Here is a 17,830-nt window from a genome sequence, read left to right on the forward strand (position 1 = left end):
GACAGGGCAAGCCCTATCTTCTTTTTCCTGAAAGGATTAAACATATTGATATACTACCATAATTTGTTGTTTTCAGCCCTCATTCCGGGTCCCGCAATCCCTCGATTATCTTGATCGCGGTCCGTGGGTCGACAAAACTGGCTGTCCCCACGGCTATGGCATCGGCGCCTGCTTCAAAGAACTCCCTTGCGTCCAAAGCATTCATGATGCCCCCCATGCCTATGATAGGGGCTTTTACTTCTTTTCTTACCTGTGCTATCAACTTAAGCGCGGTCTCTTTTATGGCGGGCCCGGACAGCCCGGCTGTCAGTGTCTTTTTTGTTACGGGGACCTCTACCGTGGTTTGGACCGTATTTATCATGGAAAGAATGTCCGCTCCTGCCTCAAGAGCTGCCCGGGCGATCATGGTTATGTCATCAACGTTTGGTGATAGTTTTGCAATGATAGGCAGATGTGCTTCGCGACGCGCATGTACGACCGCAGATATCACATCTTTTGTTAAATTAGGATCTTTTCCAAATACCATGCAGCCCTTTTGGACATTGGGGCAGGATATATTTACCTCAATCGCATCAATTCCTTTTTCTTTGGCAAGAATACCCGTTACGCGGGCATATTCTTCCACTGTCTCGCCTGCGATATTGACTATCACAGCTGTGTCAAGCTTTCTCAAGAACGGCAGGTAGTTTTTGATAAAGTATTCAACCCCTTCATTTTGAAGCCCGATAGAATTCACAAGGCCGTTCTCTACTTCTATCAGCCTTGGCTGGGGGTTCCCCTCTCTTTTGTTTAGCGTAACGGTCTTTGTTACAATGGCCCCAAGTTTGTTGAGGTCTACGAGGTCGGCAAATTCTATCCCGAACCCGAAAGTCCCTGAGGCCACCATTACGGGGTTCTTGAGCTTTAATCCTGCCAGGTCTATTCCCATATAAGGTCCTTTGCGTTGAACACAGGCCCGTCTTTGCACACCCTTTTGTTGCCGCTTACGGTCTTTACGGTACAGCCAAGGCAGGCCCCGATGCCGCAGGCCATACGCTCTTCAAGAGATACCTGGCAGGGAATATCCTCCTTAATGGCGATGTCTTTTACGGCTTTTAGCATAGCCTTTGGCCCGCAGGAATAGATGACTATCTTTTCCCTGTCAAAAGAGGACAGATAAGAAGAATAGAGAGCGCTGACGGTGCATTTTTCTCCGCAGGAGCCGTCATCGGTAGAAAGATAGAGTTTGGTCTTTAGTTTTGCCAGATCGCTTTGGCAAAGCAAAAGGCTGCCTGTGGAAGCTCCCATAAAAAAATGGCTCTCGATCCCAAGTCTTTTCAACTCTTCTTCAAGACAGTAAAGCGGCGCGGCTCCGCAGCCTCCGCCTATTAGCACGGCTATTTTATTCTTAATTATCGTGAACCCGTTTCCCAGAGGCCCTATTACATTAAGAAGACTGCTTTTTTTGGCCTTAGAAAGGGCCTCGGTTCCTTTCCCTACAACATGATAAAGGACCTCAAAGCCTTCTTTTTTTATGCTGTGGAGCGAGAATGGGCGCCTCAAAAGCGGAGAAACAGAATCCGACACTTTTATCTGGACGAATTGTCCGGGTTTTGCGTCATTAAAGATGTTTTTGCAGGTGAAAGAGATCTTGTAGTGGTCGGGGGCTATTTTTATATTCTCAACTATCCGGCAGTCTTCCTGGTAAAGCATATCTATTTAATTCTAACAAATACGGCGATCAAAAGGAAATAGTACTTGCTTACTCTTGACGGTCAAGGCTTGCGGCCCACCCAAGAATGTCCATGGCAATTCTTCCTGCCTCATCCATGTCATGCCCCATGGAAATGAAACCGTGGTTTTTCATTATCACAAAGTTCTCTCTGCCAAGTATATAGCGCACGGCTCTTGCCAATGCAAGAGTGCCAAAAGGTTCTTCTTTGGCCGTCTGCGGAATGCCCAAAACCTGCGCGGCATTCAATATAAGATCGCAATGCCCGTGAAAAATAGCGCAGACATCCGGCCTGTTTTGATATATGGAATAATGAAGAAATACTTCGGAAGAAGGCTCCCTTGTGCCGTGAGCGTACACTATGTGGTTATATTCGTCACAGCTCACAACTTCTGCAAAACTGTCATTTGTTAATCGATCTTTTGCCCCGAGTTTTGTTCCGGTAATGACAAAGTGGTGCTCTGACCAGGGTTTGACCCTAAAGCTTAAATTGCCAAGGGTCCCCAATTCATAAACGGGAGTAAGCCCGCTTTGCTGGAATCGGCGGCACCAGTTCATTAATTCCGGCATCCTGTCAAGATCGGGAACACTGCACCTTCTAATGATGGTCCTGAAGCCGGGAACAGTTTTTGCTATTTCCATAACAGACTCCTTTGATATATGTTCTTCAGGTTCTGTTGCCAGGTTGGCTTTCCACATCTGGCAGCGTATTTGTTATAGCTGTCAAGCATCTCAACCGTTCCGGCATAGGTTTCGCCGATCACTTTTGAGACAAGAGCAAAAGTTATGTTAGACCAGGGGTCCATATGCCATCCGTTTTGCCATGTGTTCTGGGCAAACTTTGAACTCTGGTACATCACAATGTCCCTAAAAAAGTCCAAAGCCGCTACGCTAAAAGAAAAACCCAGCAATTTCCTCATTCCGGAGTCAGCTGCTCCATTGATAGCGCCGATAATATAACCTTGTGTTTTTAGAGTTTCCGGGGCGGAAGTTTCCATTTCAAAATAGTCTGTAACCCCTTCTGCGACGGTCATTGACCCTCCAAGGACTATCAGGGACGCGTCGCTGTAAAACATTTGTCCGGTGAATTTGGGCCAGGGCATGGAATCAAAAGACCATTTTCCGGTCAAAAGCAGGGACGGGATAGCTTCTGACAGGACTGTCCGGCCGAATATCAAGCCGTTCCATGCAAGAGTTCCAAGGACTGCGGGAAGAAATTGTCCGCCGCTCATAGCGTACATAACGCCAAAGCTTGTCGCGGCAGAGGCGGCACATCTGGCTTTGTCATATTCGTCAAAAACGCCTTCCCTCATGACCGGCATGAAAAAATGGCGGGCAGCGCCCGGGTTTTGAATTTGTGCAAGAGGGACTTTCCCGATGGGGAAGGCCATTCTTTCTGTTCTACATATCATTACAACAGTCTATCGGCGGAAAGAGGAGGGAGATTTCAGCGGGATCTCAACTGTGGATATATTTTAGCACCTTTACTTTTTCCATGGTAACAAGCCCCTCTTTTATGGCCTCATCAAGGAATGGAAGCAGAAGGTCTATCTTTTCCTGGACATCCACTATCTCAACTATCACCGGCAGGTCCTGCGACAGGTCCAGCAGTTTCATCGAGTGGATCCTGCTGTCCGCGCCAAAACCCATAATGCCCCGCATTACAGTTGCCCCGGCCAGCTGGAGCTCCCTGGCCTTAAAGACTATCTGTTCGTGGAGCGGTTTTCCGGAGTAGGTGTCGCTTTCTCCAAAGAATATCCTCAGCAATATGCAGTCCTGCGGAAGTTTCATATTCCTACCCCCTTATTAAATTCATGAAATATTTGCCGAACATAAAACCCGCTATAACAAGCACAAGGCCCAGAAGATTGTTCAAAAGCAGGTTCATCACCATCCCTTTTATTTCGCTGCTCCGTATAAGATTAAGGTTCTCTATCATAAAGGTGGAGAATGTGGTATAGCCTCCGATAAAGCCGATAAAAACAAGGGCTCTAAGGTTGGGTGAAATGTTCATGACATCGGTCATTGCCCACAGCAGTCCTATTAAGAAAGAGCCGCTGAGGTTGACCACTGCCGTGCCGACGGGAAATCCGGATCGGACAAGCCTGCCCGAATATGAAGAAACAATATAGCGGAACACAGTGCCCGCCCCTCCTCCGGCAAACAGCAGCAGCAGTTTTGCGGCAGGTCCTTGAAGCATGATGGGCCTATTATAGCACTGTGTGCCGGCATGGTAAAATAGCAGAGAGACCGCAAAATAAGGGAGATATTAATGGAATTATTTTTTCAGGCCTGGCATGCGATGGGGCTGGACAGGGTCCTTGAAAAACTGGAAGTTGATGACGAGACAGGCCTTTCCGAAAAAGAAGCCTATCTCAGGAAAGAGAAGTTCGGGCCTAATGAGCTTACAAAAAAACGCGTTGTAAGTCCGCTGGTACGCTTTCTTCAGCAATTCAATCAACCTCTTATCTATGCCCTGCTTGCGGCGGGCTTTACGACGCTGTTCTTAAAGGAGTTCATTGATTCTTCAGTTATATTCGGTGTGGTCCTGGTCAATTCCATAGTCGGCTATATCCAGGAGACCAAGGCCGTGGACGCGCTTTCGGCCCTGGCTAAGTCCATGAAGACCTATTCCACGGCGGTGCGTGACGGCTCTTCAAAAAAGACCGCTTCAAGAGAACTGGTTCCCGGAGATATAGTGATGCTTGCTTCCGGCGACAAGGTCAGCGCGGATATGAGGCTTCTATACTCCAAAGGGCTCAAGTCCAACGAATCTGCGCTAACGGGAGAGTCGCTTCCGGTGGAAAAGAGCGCCGAGAGTCTTCCGGAAAGCACAGCTCTGGCCGACAGGAAAAATATGCTCTATGCCTCGACCCTTATCACAAACGGGGCCGCAAAGGCAGTTGTGGTCTCGACAGGCGACAGGACCGAGATAGGCAAGATCTCACAGCTTGTGGAAAATGCCGAGGATATGCAGACCCCGCTCACGAAAAAACTCGCTGATTTCAGCAAACTCCTCCTGTATGTGATAATGTTCTTTTCTGCCGTCACCTTTGCGATCGGCACCTTCATTTACGGCCACCCGGCCGTGGATTCTTTCATGGCGGCTGTTGCCATAGCGGTAGGGGCCATACCGGAAGGCCTTCCTGCGGCGATAACGATAATTCTCTCTATAGGGGTTGCCAGGATGGCCAAACGCAAGGCCATAATCAGAAAGCTCCCAGCGGTCGAGACCCTTGGAAGCACCACGATAATATGCTCCGACAAGACGGGAACGCTGACAGAGAATAAAATGACCGTCCAAAAGCTTTTTGCCTCCGGCAGGGCTTACGGGCTTTCAGGTCAGGGCTATATCACTGCGGGTAAACTGACCGAGCAGGAAGGCGGAAAAGAAGCGGACCTTTCCCGGAATGCGGCTCTAAAGGAGACTCTCCTTGCGGGATTGTTGTGCAACGACTCCAAGATAGTTCACAGTGACGGCGCCTTTTCTGTAGAGGGCGATCCCACCGAGGCGGCCCTTCTGGTGAGCGCTGAAAAAGCCGGCTTAAGCAGATCGGACATGGAAAGGCAGCTAAAGAGGATCGACGCTATCCCCTTTGAATCCGACAAGCAGATAATGGCGACCCTCCACAGTACAGAGGCGGCTCCCGTTGTATACATAAAAGGCTCCAACGAGGCAGTTCTAAAGAGATGCTCGTTCTTTTTGGACGCTTCCGGCAATATCGAGCGTATGTCAGATGCCGAGGCCATCAACAGGGCCACGGAGGAATTTGCATCCTCAGGACTGCGCGTTATCGCTTTCGCAAAAAAAGAAATGAAGCCGGGCACTTCGGTCATAGGCTATGAGGATATTGAAGGCGAAGCGGTGTTCCTCGGGTTCCAGGCGATGATGGACCCTCCGAGGCAGGAAGCTATTGACGCCGTTTCTGTCTGCCACAATGCCGGGATAATGGTCAAAATGATCACCGGAGACCATGCCTCAACAGCCAGGGCTATCGCTATTCAACTCGGTATAAAGGCTTTTCCTGCAGATGACCCCAAAAAGGAACTCATAGCCGTGACCGGAGCGGAGATGGAAAAATGGACGGAAGAGGATTACCGAAAAAAGACCATGGGCACCTCGGTCTTTGCCAGGGTCACTCCGGAGCAGAAACTAAAAATAGTTAAAGCTCTCCAGGACCAGAAGCATATTGTTGCCATGACGGGCGACGGAGTTAACGATGCTCCGGCCCTAAAGCAGGCCAATATAGGGGTTGCCATGGGGCTGGACGGCACCGAAGTTGCCAAAGAAGCCGCCGATGTGGTTTTGACCGACGATAATTTTGCCTCCATCAAGGCTGCCGTTGAAGAGGGCAGGGGGGTGTTCGACAATCTGCGCAAGTTCATAGTCTGGACCATTCCCACAAATGCCACTGAGGGACTGGTGCTGATGGTGGCTATAATATTTAATTTTGCTCTTCCCATTTCTCCTTTGCAGATACTCTGGATAAACATGATGACAGCTATATTTCTTGGCATGACGCTTGCCTTTGAGCCAAAAGAAGACAACATCATGCTCAAAAAACCCAATGACCCCGATCTGCCTATTTTTGACGGAATGCTGACACTAAGGACGATCTATGTCAGTTTTCTTCTCATAGTAGGGATACTGGTCCTGTTCAAGCACCAACTGATCCTGGGGACCGGGGTGGCTGCGGCACAGACGATCGCTGCCAATGTCCTGGTTTTTGGCGAGATGTTCTATTTGTTCAACTGCAGATCTTTTGAAAAATCCCTTTTTAGAATAGGAATATTGTCCAATAAGATAGTTCTGATAGGTGTTGCCCTTATGATCGCGGTACAGATGTTCTTTACCTATTCTCCCACCATGAACAGGCTGTTCGGGACCGAACCTCTGGGGCTTATGTCCTGGCTTGCGATCGTGCTCTTTGGGGCAGGTATCTATATTGTTGTTGAGACGGAGAAAAAAGCAAGGGCGGTTTTTGCTGCAAGGCGCACGGCTCCTATGGCAAGGGAGTAGAGTTTGTGAAGTATATATTTAGCTGGAGGATCTCCCTTGGTTTATTCTTGATCATCCTGTCCCTGCTCGGATATCTTTTGCATTATGCGGTCTTCAGGGACCTCCATCACATTATGATCTATCTGGTCGGTGATATTGCGTTCGTTTTTCTTGAAGTCCTGCTGGTGACCCTGGTCCTGCACGAGCTGCTTCACTACAGGGAAAAGAAGACCATGATGAGAAAGCTCAACATGGTAATAGGAGCATTTTTTTGCGAGGCCGGCACCGAACTTCTGAGGATGTTCTCCTCTTTTGACACCCACGCACGCCAGATAACCAAAGACCTTATCGTGAGGGAGGCCTGGTCCAAGAAGGATTTCTTGAAGGCGCTAAAAGAAACATCCCTCCACAATTTTAATATTGAGAGCGGCAATGACAGCCTTGAACAGATAAAAGACTTTCTCAAGCAAAGGCGACAGTTCCTCCTTAATCTGCTAGAGAACCCTAATCTCCTTGAACATGAGGCCTTTACTGATCTTTTGTGGGCGGTATTTCACCTTGCCGAAGAACTGCTTCAAAGACGCAGCCTGAAAGGGATCTCTGATGCTGACAGGGCGCATCTTAACGGCGATATAAAGAGGGTTTACCGGCTTCTCATAATCCAATGGCTTCAGTATATGGAACATCTTAAGGAAAATTATCCGTATCTTTTCTCTCTCGAAATGAGGAGCAATCCTTTTGATGAGAGCGCCTCGGCAGAAATAGCGCAGTAAAGACCTTAGAAGAATAATCCGGAAGCTCCGGCCGTAAGAATGGTCACTATAATCCCTGATATCATTACACCTGCCAGGATCAGTAAAAATGCCCTTTTTGAGGGTATCCCGAACAGATATGCAGCTATGGAACCTGTCCAGGCGCCTGTCATTGGAAGCGGGACCGCAACAAAAAGGATAAGCGTCAGCTCGCCCCAAGCTTCATAATGGCCTTTGAACTTTCTTCTGGTCCTTTCAAAAAGCCAGTTAAAGAACGCCCTTGCGCGCGGGCTCTTCTGTATCAAGAAAGAGGATACCTTTTCAAGTGCGGCCAGCAAAAAGATCACAGGCACCATATTGCCGACCACGCTCCAGACATAGCTTTCTAATACTCCCATCCCGTGGACCGTAAGGGCAAGGGGAATAGCAGCCCGGAGCTCTCCCACAGGGGTCATGGCGGTCAAAAAGGTTGCCAGCTGCGGCGTCAGATCTTGAAATAGCACATTGTTCATGTCCCTATTATATCATCGCCGTCCCTCATTACGCCGGATATGTTCTATAATCAAAGTCAGATATGCAATGTCCGCTGTGCAAAAGCATTTCAAAAGGCTTTTTTGAAGGAAAGAACGGCATATACTACGCCTGCCCCCTGTGCAAAGGCATCTTTTTAGGCCGGGAGAACCTGCTTTCCTTTGACGAAGAAAAAGAGCGCTATCTAACCCATCAAAACTGTGTTGAAGACAAAGGATATCAGAAGTTCGTGGGGCCGATAGTAAAAGCGGTCAAGGGCTCTTTTTTGCCGGCGTCACAGGGGCTTGACTTTGGCTGCGGACAGCGATCGGTCATCAAGCATCTGCTGCAGCAGGACGGATATTCCGTGGCGCTCTATGACCCTTTTTTCAAGGATGAAAGGCAAGTGCTTTCAAAAAAGTATGACTATATTGTCTGCTGCGAAGTGATAGAGCACTTTCATGACCCGGCAAAGGAATTTATGCTCCTGTCGTCCATGCTTAAGCCCAAAGGAAAACTGTTCTGCATGACAGAGACCTGGGACAGCGAAAAAGAGTTCGCTGCCTGGTATTACAAGAACGATCCTACCCATGTCTTCTTTTATCAGCAGGCAACTGCGGCTTGCATAGCAGAAAGGTTCGGCTTTTCAGATCATAGAATAGAAGGCAGGCTGATAGAGCTATCCAAGTTATAGTTTAATAATGCTTCCCGCGCCGATGCGTATAAAGTCCTTGCCGAATTCCGCCTTAAGCGCTTTTGACGCTTTTTCCCCTGTACAGTGGCAGGGCGCGATCTGTCCCGGGAGCATCTTTTTTAGTTCTGCGGCAAGCTTTTTAAGCTCTTTGTCCTTTTTGTCGTACAGATGGAAACCCCCGAGCAAAAGGCAGGGCATGCCCTTATGCAAACTGCCGGCCCTTTTAAGTATAGTGCTTAGCCCGGGATGGGCGCACCCTGTAATAAGCACATAACCTTTCTCAGTATCCACGATAAGTGACTGTTCCTTGATCTTTGTCCCCAGCTCCCCGGTGGTGCGGATGCCTTTGAGCATCTCTTTAGAGGCAGAGCTTTCTTTTATCTTTGCCCCGTTGTTCTTGATCTCCTCTTTGAATCTTTTTGAAAAAGATGGCAGGACATGGACGGAGACCGCGCTGTTCTCCTTTAGAAGATCGAACAGCCCTCCCGTGTGGTCCCAGTGGGAGTGGGACAGGACGATGCTGTCAATATCCTTTGGGCTTATCCCCGCCTTTTTCATATTGGCCAGCAGGGTCTTGCCGCAGCAGCCGGTGTCAAAAAGGACGGTGTTTTTGCCGTTGTCTATAACGCAGGCAAAGCCGTAGCCTGTCCCAAAGCCTTTTAAAAAAGCCTTATTGTCAAAAACAACAGTTATCGTAATATTGAGTTCCGATGTTCCCATTGTTGTTCCTTGGCCGTCCTTTGGAGCGGCCGCTGACGGAAGCAGCAGAATGAACGCCGCAAGCCCGGCAGCAATGCGCGATCTTGTCAAAAAGCTACTACCTTATCGCTTTCTTTCACCAATTCGTACATATCTTTCATTGTATTCAGCGGGCACATTTGTGAACCTTCTTTTCCTCTGGACTGTATGCAGGTGCCGCAGGCAAGTATGACGCCTCCGTTCCTGACAAAGGCATCCGCCTGTTCTTTGGTGTTAAAGTTTGAAGTGCTTATGCTTTCATACTCCACGCCTTTTCCCATCAAAAACACTTTTACCCGGTCTTTCTGTCCCAGGCAGAAATTTGCGTACCTGAACGCGTTCCAGCAGGTTTCGCCGTCATTGACCGAAATTACTATCCCTATTCTCATTTGCGAACTCCTTTCGTATATTATAATACCGAACTATCCGCTTTTGTTTGGGTATATCTCGTATAGTTCACGGTAGGGCGATGGAGTGAAATTCGGCATTAAAACATTGGCCCCGCACTCAAGGGCCTCAAAGCGGTGGTCTTTTGCCGAAAGGCTTCCCACGGCCGTTGTTGCCGGGATATTAATATCCTTCATCACTATCCTTGTGGCGGCAAGGGTCCTAAGCACAAGGTCGATATCTCCGGCAGGCTCGTTCTTTAAGGCTGTCTTTTTATGCGGAATAAAGGGCCCGGTGCCTATCATCTCAAAGCCCGACCTGTAAAAGAACAGTATGTCTTTGGCAATGTTAAGCAGGGTCTGCCCCGGAAGGCCCACCATTGTACCGCTGCCCGTTTCATATCCAAGTTCCTTGAGGTCCGATAGACATCTTATTCTGTTCTCAAGGCTCATTCCGGGATGGAGCGCTCGGTAAAGCTCCGGATTAGAGGTTTCTATCTTGAGGAGATACCTGTCGGCTCCCGAATCCTTCCACTTTTTATAACTGGATCGGCTTTTTTCTCCGACAGAAAGGGTTACCGCCATATTATCATGTGTTTTCTTTATCTTTCTTATTATCCAGGCCAGCCGATCATCGTCCAAACTGCCGGTTTCTCCGGATTGAAGCACTACCGTGTCAATATTGCTTGATGCTATCCTTTTGACCGAGGAAAGTATTTCTTCGTCCTTCATGGTGTAGCGCTCCAGTTCCCTGTTCCTGCAGGAGATACCGCAGTAAGAGCAGCTTCTGTCGCAGATATTAGAGAACTCTATGATGCCGCGAAGCAGTATCCTGCGGCCTTTGTGCTGTATCTTTATCTTGTTGGCAGCGTCAAAAAGAGCCTGCCTGTCGGAGCAGAGCAGGTCGTTTATCTCTTCCGCGGATTCATACATACTTGTCCCTCAAACCGCTGTCTATCTGTTCGTAAAAAGCCGAAAGTTCCTTTCTGTCGCTGGGGTCAAGATTGACCAGAGCCTGCTTGATCAATTCATACCCTTTATGCTTTACGCTTTCCGAGGCAAAATCGTCAAGATACTCTTTTAATGTGATCAGAGCGTTCATGGTGCATTTGCCTTTTATTGTTCCCGGTTTTGCCAGGTTCATAAAGACTTCCCCTGTCCTTGAAGACCTATAACAGGCTGCGCAGAAACTGGGGATAAAACCGTTCTCTACCAAAGACCCCATGATCTGGTCAAGACTTCTGTTATCGCCAAGAACGAACTGGGCTCCGCTTTTTGAAGGTGACTCTTCATAGCCTCCGGGAGAGGTCCTTGAAGCGGCGCTCATCTGGGAAATTCCCAGTTCAAGCAATTCGTCCCTGAGGCGGGGATTTTCTCTGGTAGAAAGGATCATGCCGGTGTATGGGACTGAAAGGCGTATCACGGAAACAACTTTTTTGAAATCAAGGTCATTAACCTCGTGGTCGGAATAAAAGTCAACGCCTTCGGCAGGTTCTATTCTTGGGACAGAAATGGTATGAGGCCCGACCCCGTGAATCTTTTCCATGTGTTCAACATGCGAAAGCATTGCCAGAGTTTCAAATTTATAGTCGTAAAGCCCGTATAACAGCCCGATACCAATATCATCTATCCCGGCCGCAAAAGCTCTGTCAATTGCGTCCAGGCGGTTGTCCGGATCGCTTTTGGGGCCCCTGGGGTGCATTTTTTTGTAGGTGGCCTGGTGATAGGTCTCCTGAAAGATCTGGAAAGTCCCTATTCCTGAGGCTTTGAGCTTTTTGAACCCTTCTACCGCAATAGGAGCGCAGTTGATATTGACCCTCTTTATTTTGTGATCTTTGTAGCGCGCTGAATAAACAGCCTTGATCGCTTCAACATAATAATCCTCATTCTTTTTTCCCGGAGGCGGGGCCTCTCCGGCTACCACCAGGACTCTTTTCTGCCCGTTCTTAAGCAGTATTCTTGTCTGTTCTTTTATTTCGTCAGAAGATAGATGCGCTCTCTTGATAGCTCTGTTATCAGATCTAAAAGCGCAGTAAAGGCAGTTGTTGACGCAGTAGTTGCTTATGTAAAGAGGGGCAAACAGCACTATCCTCTTGCCGTAGATCCTTTGTTTAACTTCCTTTGCGGTCTCAAACAGCCTTTTGAGCAGCCCGGGGTCAGATACGGATAACAGTTTTGAGGCTTCCTCAAGAGAAAGCCTTTTCAGCGAAAGGGATTTTTTTAATATCTCCTCCACTTCTTTTTCTGGGACGCTGCCTCTCTTTTCTGCCAGTGCCAGGAGCTTTTCTTCATTAATATGCTTCATTTGTCTTTCTCTTATATTGATTTGCTAGCGGATAGAGAACGGTTCCAGCACCCTGTTAAGGATGCCGAACAGATGACAGATGCAAACCCCGTAATTGGTGACGGCAACGCCCGCTTTTTTGCATTTTTCTATCCTTAAGAGCATTTCTTTTCTGGTTATCATGCAGGCCCCGCAATGTATGACGAGCCTGTATCTTGAAAGATCCCTTGGATAATCCCTTCCGCTGACGGTGTCTATCCTGGGCTTAAATCCGAGGTGTTTAGCCAGCCATTTAGGCAGCTTTACTCTTCCGATATCCCCTTCGACCGGATGATGGCTGCAGGCCTCGGCTATAAGTATTCTATCGCTCTTTTTCAGGTTGTCCAGAACTGCCGCTCCCCTGACAGACTCTTCCAGATCCCCCTTGTATCTGGAAAAAAGTATAGAAAAAGTAGTGCACTTTATGTTTTTCGGGGTTTCTTTTGCGGTCTTAAAGGCTACCTGCGAGTCGCAGACGACCATTGCAGGAGGTCTTTTTAGCGATGCCAGCATTTTTTTGAGGCCGTTCTCTTTTACGGTAAGGGAGGCGCAGCCGTGGTCCAAAAGGTCCCTGATAACCTGTACCTGAGGAAGTATTATCCTGCCTTTGGGGGCCGCAAAGTCTATCGGAACTATCAGAAAGGCCAGGGACCCTTTCGGGACAAGGTCCCCTATGATGGGGCGCGGCCTTAAATACTCGTCTGGCAGGGCCTTTATCAGCAGTTCTCTAAAGGCGCTAACATATTCTTTTCTTCTGACGGCATCGGTGCTCGAGCAAAACAGTATTCCGGCTCCCTTTGATCTTAACTTCTTTAAGAATGTCCCGGAAGGGCCGTGCAGGTCCGCCTTGTTCACGACAATAATTACCGGAGTATTCCTTTTTTTGAGTTCAAGGGCAAGGTTCTCTTCGTATCTTCCCCAGATAGAAGGCTCGGTGATTATCAGGCCGATATCCGCGCGTTCAAAGATCTTTTTTGTTTTTTCAAGGCGTTTTTTGGAAAGCCGGCCTTTGTCATCTATGCCTGCCGTGTCAAGAAAGACAACAGGCCCCGCAGGAAGCAATTCCATGGTCTTTTCCACCGTGTCGGTCGTGGTCCCGGCCAGGGAAGAAGTGACCGCCACATCCTGACCCGCCACCATGTTGAGAAAAGTGGATTTTCCGGTGTTTGTCCTTCCAAAAAGGCCTATCTGCAGCCTTAAGGATTTTGGTGTTTTATCGGTATCAGGACTTTCGGGTAATGTTTCTTCGGCTTTTTCCATGTTTAACCTTGATCGCCGACGAATTCCATGATATTTTCCACTATTTTTGTGAAAGCCTCGGCGGATCTGCTCTTTTTTCCAAAGGACATGAACGGAGTCCCTTTGTCCGCAAGCTCTACCAGTTCCATTTCAAAAGGCACTTTGCCAAGAAAGGGGACTCCAAGCTCTGCTGCGGCCTTTTCCCCTCCGCCTTTTTTGAAAATGTCCAGCTCCGTCTTACAGTGAGGGCAGATAAAACCGCTCATGTTCTCTATGATCCCGGCTACGGGGACCCTGATCTCTTTTGCAAAAGAAACGCTTTTGCGCGCGTCCAGTATCGCAACATCCTGCGGCGTGGTAACTATGACCGCGCCCGAAATATTGGGAATGAGCTGGCAGGCGCTCAAAGGCTCGTCCCCTGTGCCGGGGGGAGAGTCGATCACTAGATAATCAAGGCCGCCCCAGTTTACATCGGCCAGGAATTGCCTTATAAGAGAGGCTTTCATCGGGCCTCTCCAGATCATCGGAAGGTCAGGGGAATTCCCCGTCAGCGCAAGGCTTACGGCTTTAAGGTTTTCGGACACCTCAACAGGCAGTATGCCGAACTCAAAGCCGAAGATGGATTCTTTCTCTATTCCCAGCATTTTTGCGATATTTGGTCCGTGTATGTCAATATCCATAAGTCCGACTTTTTTACCCTTGAGCGAAAGGGCATAGGCCAGATTGACGGCCACGGAGGTCTTTCCGACCCCGCCTTTACCGCTCATCACGATGAGGGTGTGTTTGACCCTCATCATTTTTTCCTTTATCCTTTTGTTCTGTTCGTCGAGTTTTTTTCTTCCTTCGTCCTGCATCAGCTGGCTCCTTCCTTTATTTCTTTCCAGAGCTTTTCAAGTGTTTCCTTGACCGGACCGCTGCAGTATTCAACGGCAGGTTTGCCGCTGGCCACTGCTTCGACCACTGTTTTGTCAAAAGGAATTTTTCCTACTACCGGGACCCCTTTTCCTTTGCAGTATTCTTCTATTCTTGCGGACATATCGCTGTTGAGATCGAATTTATTGATCAGCAGTTTGGAGGGCACCTTAAAATGAAGAGCGGTGTCTATTGCCCTTTGGGCATCATGGAGTCCGGACAGGGACGGTTCTGTAACTACCAGCGCGAAGTCCACCCCCGACAAAGAGGCTATGACCGGACAGCCTATCCCCGGGGGGCCGTCGATGATCACATATTGCAGCCGATTTGTTTCTGCAAGATCTGCAGCTACCTTTCTTATTTTAGATACGAGTTTCCCGGAATTTTCCTCGGCTATGCCCAGCTTGGCATGGACAAAAAGCCCGTAGCGCGTTTCCGAAAGGAACCACTCTCCCGCCAAATTTTCTTGCATTTTTATGGCTTTTTTAGGACAGACAAGAGCGCAGAGGCCGCAGCCTTCGCAAGAGAACGGCTCCACCTCGATATCCCGGCTTATGGCGCCGAACCTGCATACGCGCGCACACTCGCCGCATTTGCTGCACATATTCTTGTCTATGACGGCTGTTTCTCCGCTGCGGAACTCATGGCGCTCTTTGACCTTGGGGCCAAGCAGCAGGTGCAGGTTTGCCGCGTCAACATCGCAATCGACCATGACCTTGCTGTCCGCAAGGGAGGCAAGCGAACCCGTTACTACGGTTTTGCCTGTGCCTCCTTTTCCGCTTATAACTACTATCTGTTTCATGTTTTGAGCCTTTCCACGAGTTCTACAGCTTTTGCCACAGTTTGCCTGCAGGTCGCCTTTCTTGCAGCCCTGATCTCCGCGCATTTCAGGGAGCCGGCGCAGGCCTTGAATTCATCCGACAGTTCTTTATCCCTGCCGATACCGGCCTTTTTTAAAAGGGAAAGGGCGGCATAAAAGCTTCCGCAGTATCCTTCGGGAGCCCGGCCGAATCCGCAGGCCGAAAACCCTTCGATATCGGGATCTGATGTCAGGCCGTCGTCCGCAAAGGCTGCCGCAACGGACTGAGCGCAGTTTAGGCGTCTTTTTCCGTTAAGGCCGCGAAAATGCTCAACAGCTTTTTTAACTCTCATTTCTTATTTCCTTGTCAGCGCCCCTATCTTTTTTAGGAGCGATCTGAACTCTTTTTTGTACTGCGGCAGCGGTTCGATAATGGGGCTGCCCTTAGAATATGCCTTTGCAATTTCCTTCTTAAAGGGTATTTTCATCAGGACCGGGATATTCCGGTTTTTGCAGTAAGTTTCAACTTTGTCATTTCCCATATCGCACCTATTGATGATAACCCCGACCGGTATCTTTAATTTGTGCATTGCCTCAACTGCCAGGGCCAGGTCGTTCATGCCAAACGGAGTTGGTTCGGTGACCAAAAGACAAAGATCGCTTCCTTTAACAGTGGCGATCACCGGGCATGATGTTCCCGGAGGAGCGTCTATGATCACTGTTCTTGAGGTGTCCGCGAGTTTTTTTACCTGCCTGATAAGAGGAGGGGACATTGCCTCCCCGACATCAAGCCTTCCGTGCGCAAATAGTAGCCCGTTCTTTTTTCCTGTTTCGATATTTCCGATAGGGCGGTCAACTTCTTTAATTGCCTGCTTCGGACAGAACATGGAACAGGCCCCGCAGCCGTGGCAAAGCTGCGGAAAGACCAGGACCTTTCCCGAACCTGCTGCGCTATTTGGAAGAACGGCTATCGCGTTATATTTGCAGACAGAGGCGCATTTGCCGCACAGGCTGCATCTGTCCCTGTCAACAACAGGGACCGGAATGCCGGCCTTAAAGCTCTTTTCGATCTCCGGCTTCAAAAAGATGTGCGCATTCGGCTCTTCTACATCGCAATCCAACAGCTGGGTATTATCAAGCGACAGGGCCAGACCGACTGCAGCGGTGGTTTTTCCTGTTCCGCCTTTGCCGCTTGCAACTGATATTATCATTTGTTCTTTTCTATTGCCTCTTTTACTGTTCCTGATATCCCGGACAGGACCTCTATCCCTGCCGCGGTCAAAGTTCCTAAAGCGTTTGGCCCCACATTGCCTGTAAGCACCTTTTTTGCGCCTTTAGAGGATACCAGTTGAGCGGACTGCGGACCAGCGCCCGAATTTGCCGACAGGTTAGGGTTTTTTACGGCTTCGAACTCTCCTGTCTCAGTATCAAAAAACATAAAATAGGAGCATCTGCCGAACCTGGGATCCACTTTTGCCCCCGGGTCTTTATCCTGGGCGCTTACGCATATGATCATTTTATTCTCCTTCTTTGTGCTGATGACCGTGGGAGCAGGCCTCTAAGCCTCCAAGCCCGTTCTTCAAAAGGTCCTCTATCGCTTCTTTTGCCTTGCCCGCATGTCCAAACACGATGATGCCATTTTCTCTGAACTTTTGCTGGGCTCCCATACCCATACCGCCTGAAATAACATGCGTCACCCCGTATTTGCGTATCTCGTCAACCGCCAAACATCCCCCGCCTCCGTGGACCGCGTTGTTAGGAACGACCTTTTTTGCCGTTACTGTGCTGTTGTCGACATCCGCAATCAAAAAGTGTGTGCACTGGCCGAAATGCGGGCACACATTGCTTTCCAGCCCGGAATCGTTATCGAGCGTAACTCCTATCCTCATTATGATCTTCCTTTCTTTTTGTCCACGACATAAACAACGAAATTAGGTGTGTCGTGCCTTTCCGGTTCATAGCCCAGTTCCCTGAATATCCTGCCTATAAGCCCTGTATCGTTGTTGTGCTCTTCGTGTGTGTTGCCGTCCATGGCGTGTATCGCCCTGATGATCTCAAAACCGCTCTCGGAAAAATCGGCCACTACTATTTTATTTTTGGTGACCCGCAGCATTTCCGCCATAACGGCTTTTGGGTTGCTGAAGTGGTGAAAACCGTTTATCGACACGGAATGGTCAAATTCTTTTTCGAGAAACGGCAGGCTGACAGCGTCGCACACACAGTAAGAGATCCTGTCCAGGGTCTTGTCATGGGCGGCATTGAGCAGCGCGGTCCTGGTGTCACTGTCCGAAACATCCACGGTAGTTATCGATCCTTGGGATTTTGCAAGAAAGGCCGCGGTTACTCCTCTCCCTGTGCCTATCTCCAGCACTTTGCTTTGCAGGGGAAGCAGCAATCCGGCTATATGGCTGTATGCAGATGCACGGTCCATCCCGTATCTAAGATGGATTCGCTCCCTTTCTTCCAGTCGCTTTCTGTTCTCTTTTATCTCTTCTTCTTTTAGGAAAGCGGCTGACTTGTCTATATACCTGTAAGGTCTTGTCAAGCTGAATTCCTCTCATCTTTTGCCCAGCGGATCTTGCAGAAAAAACCTCTTGCCAGCCCAAAACCTCTGCCAAGCCCCCTGCCAAAACCTCTGCCGCCTCCGCGGCCAAAGAAACCGCGGCCCCGGCCAAACGGCACGCAGCCGCCAAAGCCTCCTCCGGTCCCCGGTCCCTGTCCCCATGGCCCTGTTCTGTCTCCTCCCGGCATTGCACTCACCTCCTTT

At 49.1% G+C, this 17,830-nt stretch carries 23 protein-coding genes; 3 read left to right on the forward strand and 20 right to left on the reverse strand.

Features of this window, described 5'->3' with window-relative positions; all coding sequences use genetic code 11:
* Positions 1-79: 79 nt before the first annotated feature.
* The 6 genes from WC490_05445 to crcB all read right to left on the reverse strand — a co-directional run bounded on the left by WC490_05445 (position 80) and on the right by crcB (position 3,911).
* Positions 80-928 carry a dihydroorotate dehydrogenase gene (locus WC490_05445; GenBank protein ID MFA5098054.1) on the reverse strand — a complete coding sequence of 283 codons (849 nt, stop codon included), beginning with the start codon at positions 926-928 and terminating at the stop codon, positions 80-82.
* Positions 919-1,692 carry a dihydroorotate dehydrogenase electron transfer subunit gene (locus WC490_05450; GenBank protein MFA5098055.1) on the reverse strand — a complete coding sequence of 258 codons (774 nt, stop codon included), beginning with the start codon at positions 1,690-1,692 and terminating at the stop codon, positions 919-921. Before WC490_05450 ends, WC490_05445 begins: the two co-directional genes overlap by 10 nt.
* Positions 1,693-1,741: 49 nt before the next feature.
* Positions 1,742-2,353, reverse strand: coding sequence for a class II aldolase/adducin family protein (locus WC490_05455; GenBank protein ID MFA5098056.1), 612 nt, complete (start codon positions 2,351-2,353; stop codon positions 1,742-1,744).
* Positions 2,344-3,102 carry a hypothetical protein gene (locus WC490_05460; GenBank protein MFA5098057.1) on the reverse strand — a complete coding sequence of 253 codons (759 nt, stop codon included), beginning with the start codon at positions 3,100-3,102 and terminating at the stop codon, positions 2,344-2,346. Before WC490_05460 ends, WC490_05455 begins: the two co-directional genes overlap by 10 nt.
* Positions 3,103-3,169: 67 nt before the next feature.
* Positions 3,170-3,502, reverse strand: coding sequence for a DUF190 domain-containing protein (locus WC490_05465; GenBank protein MFA5098058.1), 333 nt, complete (start codon positions 3,500-3,502; stop codon positions 3,170-3,172).
* A 4-nt stretch (positions 3,503-3,506) separates the two neighbouring features.
* On the reverse strand, positions 3,507-3,911 hold the full coding sequence (gene crcB / locus WC490_05470) for a fluoride efflux transporter CrcB (protein ID MFA5098059.1): 405 nt from the start codon (positions 3,909-3,911) through the stop codon (positions 3,507-3,509).
* Between the two features lie 72 nt (positions 3,912-3,983).
* Here crcB and WC490_05475 point away from each other — a divergent pair, with 72 nt between their 5' ends.
* Entirely contained in the window at positions 3,984-6,731 is a 2,748-nt protein-coding gene (locus WC490_05475; GenBank protein ID MFA5098060.1) for a cation-transporting P-type ATPase, read from the forward strand.
* 5 nt (positions 6,732-6,736) lie between these two features.
* Positions 6,737-7,483, forward strand: a complete 747-nt coding sequence (locus tag WC490_05480; GenBank protein ID MFA5098061.1) for a hypothetical protein — start codon at positions 6,737-6,739, stop codon at positions 7,481-7,483.
* 5 nt (positions 7,484-7,488) lie between these two features.
* On the opposite strand, the gene WC490_05485 is transcribed toward WC490_05480, so the two are convergent.
* Complete coding sequence (locus tag WC490_05485) at positions 7,489-7,974, reverse strand: small multi-drug export protein (protein ID MFA5098062.1); 486 nt, start codon at positions 7,972-7,974, stop codon at positions 7,489-7,491.
* A 62-nt stretch (positions 7,975-8,036) separates the two neighbouring features.
* On the opposite strand from WC490_05485, the gene WC490_05490 reads away from it, so the two are divergent.
* Positions 8,037-8,666, forward strand: coding sequence for a class I SAM-dependent methyltransferase (locus WC490_05490; GenBank protein ID MFA5098063.1), 630 nt, complete (start codon positions 8,037-8,039; stop codon positions 8,664-8,666).
* On the opposite strand, the gene WC490_05495 is transcribed toward WC490_05490, so the two are convergent.
* The 13 genes from WC490_05495 to WC490_05555 are packed head-to-tail and all read right to left on the reverse strand — an operon-like array spanning position 8,661 to position 17,814.
* Positions 8,661-9,476, reverse strand: coding sequence for an MBL fold metallo-hydrolase (locus tag WC490_05495; GenBank protein MFA5098064.1), 816 nt, complete (start codon positions 9,474-9,476; stop codon positions 8,661-8,663). The genes WC490_05490 and WC490_05495 overlap by 6 nt on opposite strands.
* Positions 9,473-9,793, reverse strand: coding sequence for a DsrE family protein (locus tag WC490_05500; GenBank protein ID MFA5098065.1), 321 nt, complete (start codon positions 9,791-9,793; stop codon positions 9,473-9,475). Before WC490_05500 ends, WC490_05495 begins: the two co-directional genes overlap by 4 nt.
* A gap of 33 nt (positions 9,794-9,826) precedes the next feature.
* Positions 9,827-10,723: a [FeFe] hydrogenase H-cluster radical SAM maturase HydE gene (gene hydE / locus WC490_05505; protein ID MFA5098066.1), complete on the reverse strand. Its 897-nt coding sequence runs from the start codon at positions 10,721-10,723 to the stop codon at positions 9,827-9,829.
* Positions 10,716-12,095, reverse strand: a complete 1,380-nt coding sequence (gene hydG / locus WC490_05510; GenBank protein ID MFA5098067.1) for a [FeFe] hydrogenase H-cluster radical SAM maturase HydG — start codon at positions 12,093-12,095, stop codon at positions 10,716-10,718. Before hydG ends, hydE begins: the two co-directional genes overlap by 8 nt.
* Before the next feature lie 24 nt (positions 12,096-12,119).
* A complete protein-coding gene (gene hydF, locus WC490_05515) occupies positions 12,120-13,373 on the reverse strand; it encodes a [FeFe] hydrogenase H-cluster maturation GTPase HydF (protein MFA5098068.1) in 1,254 nt (417 codons plus the stop codon).
* A 2-nt stretch (positions 13,374-13,375) separates the two neighbouring features.
* Positions 13,376-14,206, reverse strand: a complete 831-nt coding sequence (locus WC490_05520) for an Mrp/NBP35 family ATP-binding protein (protein MFA5098069.1) — start codon at positions 14,204-14,206, stop codon at positions 13,376-13,378.
* A complete protein-coding gene (locus WC490_05525) occupies positions 14,206-15,066 on the reverse strand; it encodes an ATP-binding protein (GenBank protein ID MFA5098070.1) in 861 nt (286 codons plus the stop codon). The genes WC490_05520 and WC490_05525 overlap by 1 nt, the downstream gene beginning before the upstream one ends.
* On the reverse strand, positions 15,063-15,416 hold the full coding sequence (locus WC490_05530) for a C-GCAxxG-C-C family (seleno)protein (protein ID MFA5098071.1): 354 nt from the start codon (positions 15,414-15,416) through the stop codon (positions 15,063-15,065). The genes WC490_05525 and WC490_05530 overlap by 4 nt, the downstream gene beginning before the upstream one ends.
* Positions 15,417-15,419: 3 nt before the next feature.
* Positions 15,420-16,274, reverse strand: a complete 855-nt coding sequence (locus WC490_05535; protein MFA5098072.1) for an ATP-binding protein — start codon at positions 16,272-16,274, stop codon at positions 15,420-15,422.
* Entirely contained in the window at positions 16,271-16,579 is a 309-nt protein-coding gene (locus WC490_05540) for a NifB/NifX family molybdenum-iron cluster-binding protein (GenBank protein ID MFA5098073.1), read from the reverse strand. Before WC490_05540 ends, WC490_05535 begins: the two co-directional genes overlap by 4 nt.
* 1 nt (position 16,580) lies before the next feature.
* Positions 16,581-16,952, reverse strand: a complete 372-nt coding sequence (locus tag WC490_05545; protein MFA5098074.1) for a NifB/NifX family molybdenum-iron cluster-binding protein — start codon at positions 16,950-16,952, stop codon at positions 16,581-16,583.
* Complete coding sequence (locus tag WC490_05550; protein MFA5098075.1) at positions 16,952-17,608, reverse strand: class I SAM-dependent methyltransferase; 657 nt, start codon at positions 17,606-17,608, stop codon at positions 16,952-16,954. Before WC490_05550 ends, WC490_05545 begins: the two co-directional genes overlap by 1 nt.
* Entirely contained in the window at positions 17,605-17,814 is a 210-nt protein-coding gene (locus WC490_05555) for a DUF5320 family protein (protein ID MFA5098076.1), read from the reverse strand. The genes WC490_05550 and WC490_05555 overlap by 4 nt, the downstream gene beginning before the upstream one ends.
* Between the last annotated feature and the right edge of the window lie 16 nt (positions 17,815-17,830).

The sequence above is a fragment of the Candidatus Margulisiibacteriota bacterium genome, assembly GCA_041650635.1.
In the GTDB taxonomy this organism is placed as follows: domain Bacteria; phylum Margulisbacteria; class WOR-1; order JAKLHX01; family JBAZKV01; genus JBAZKV01.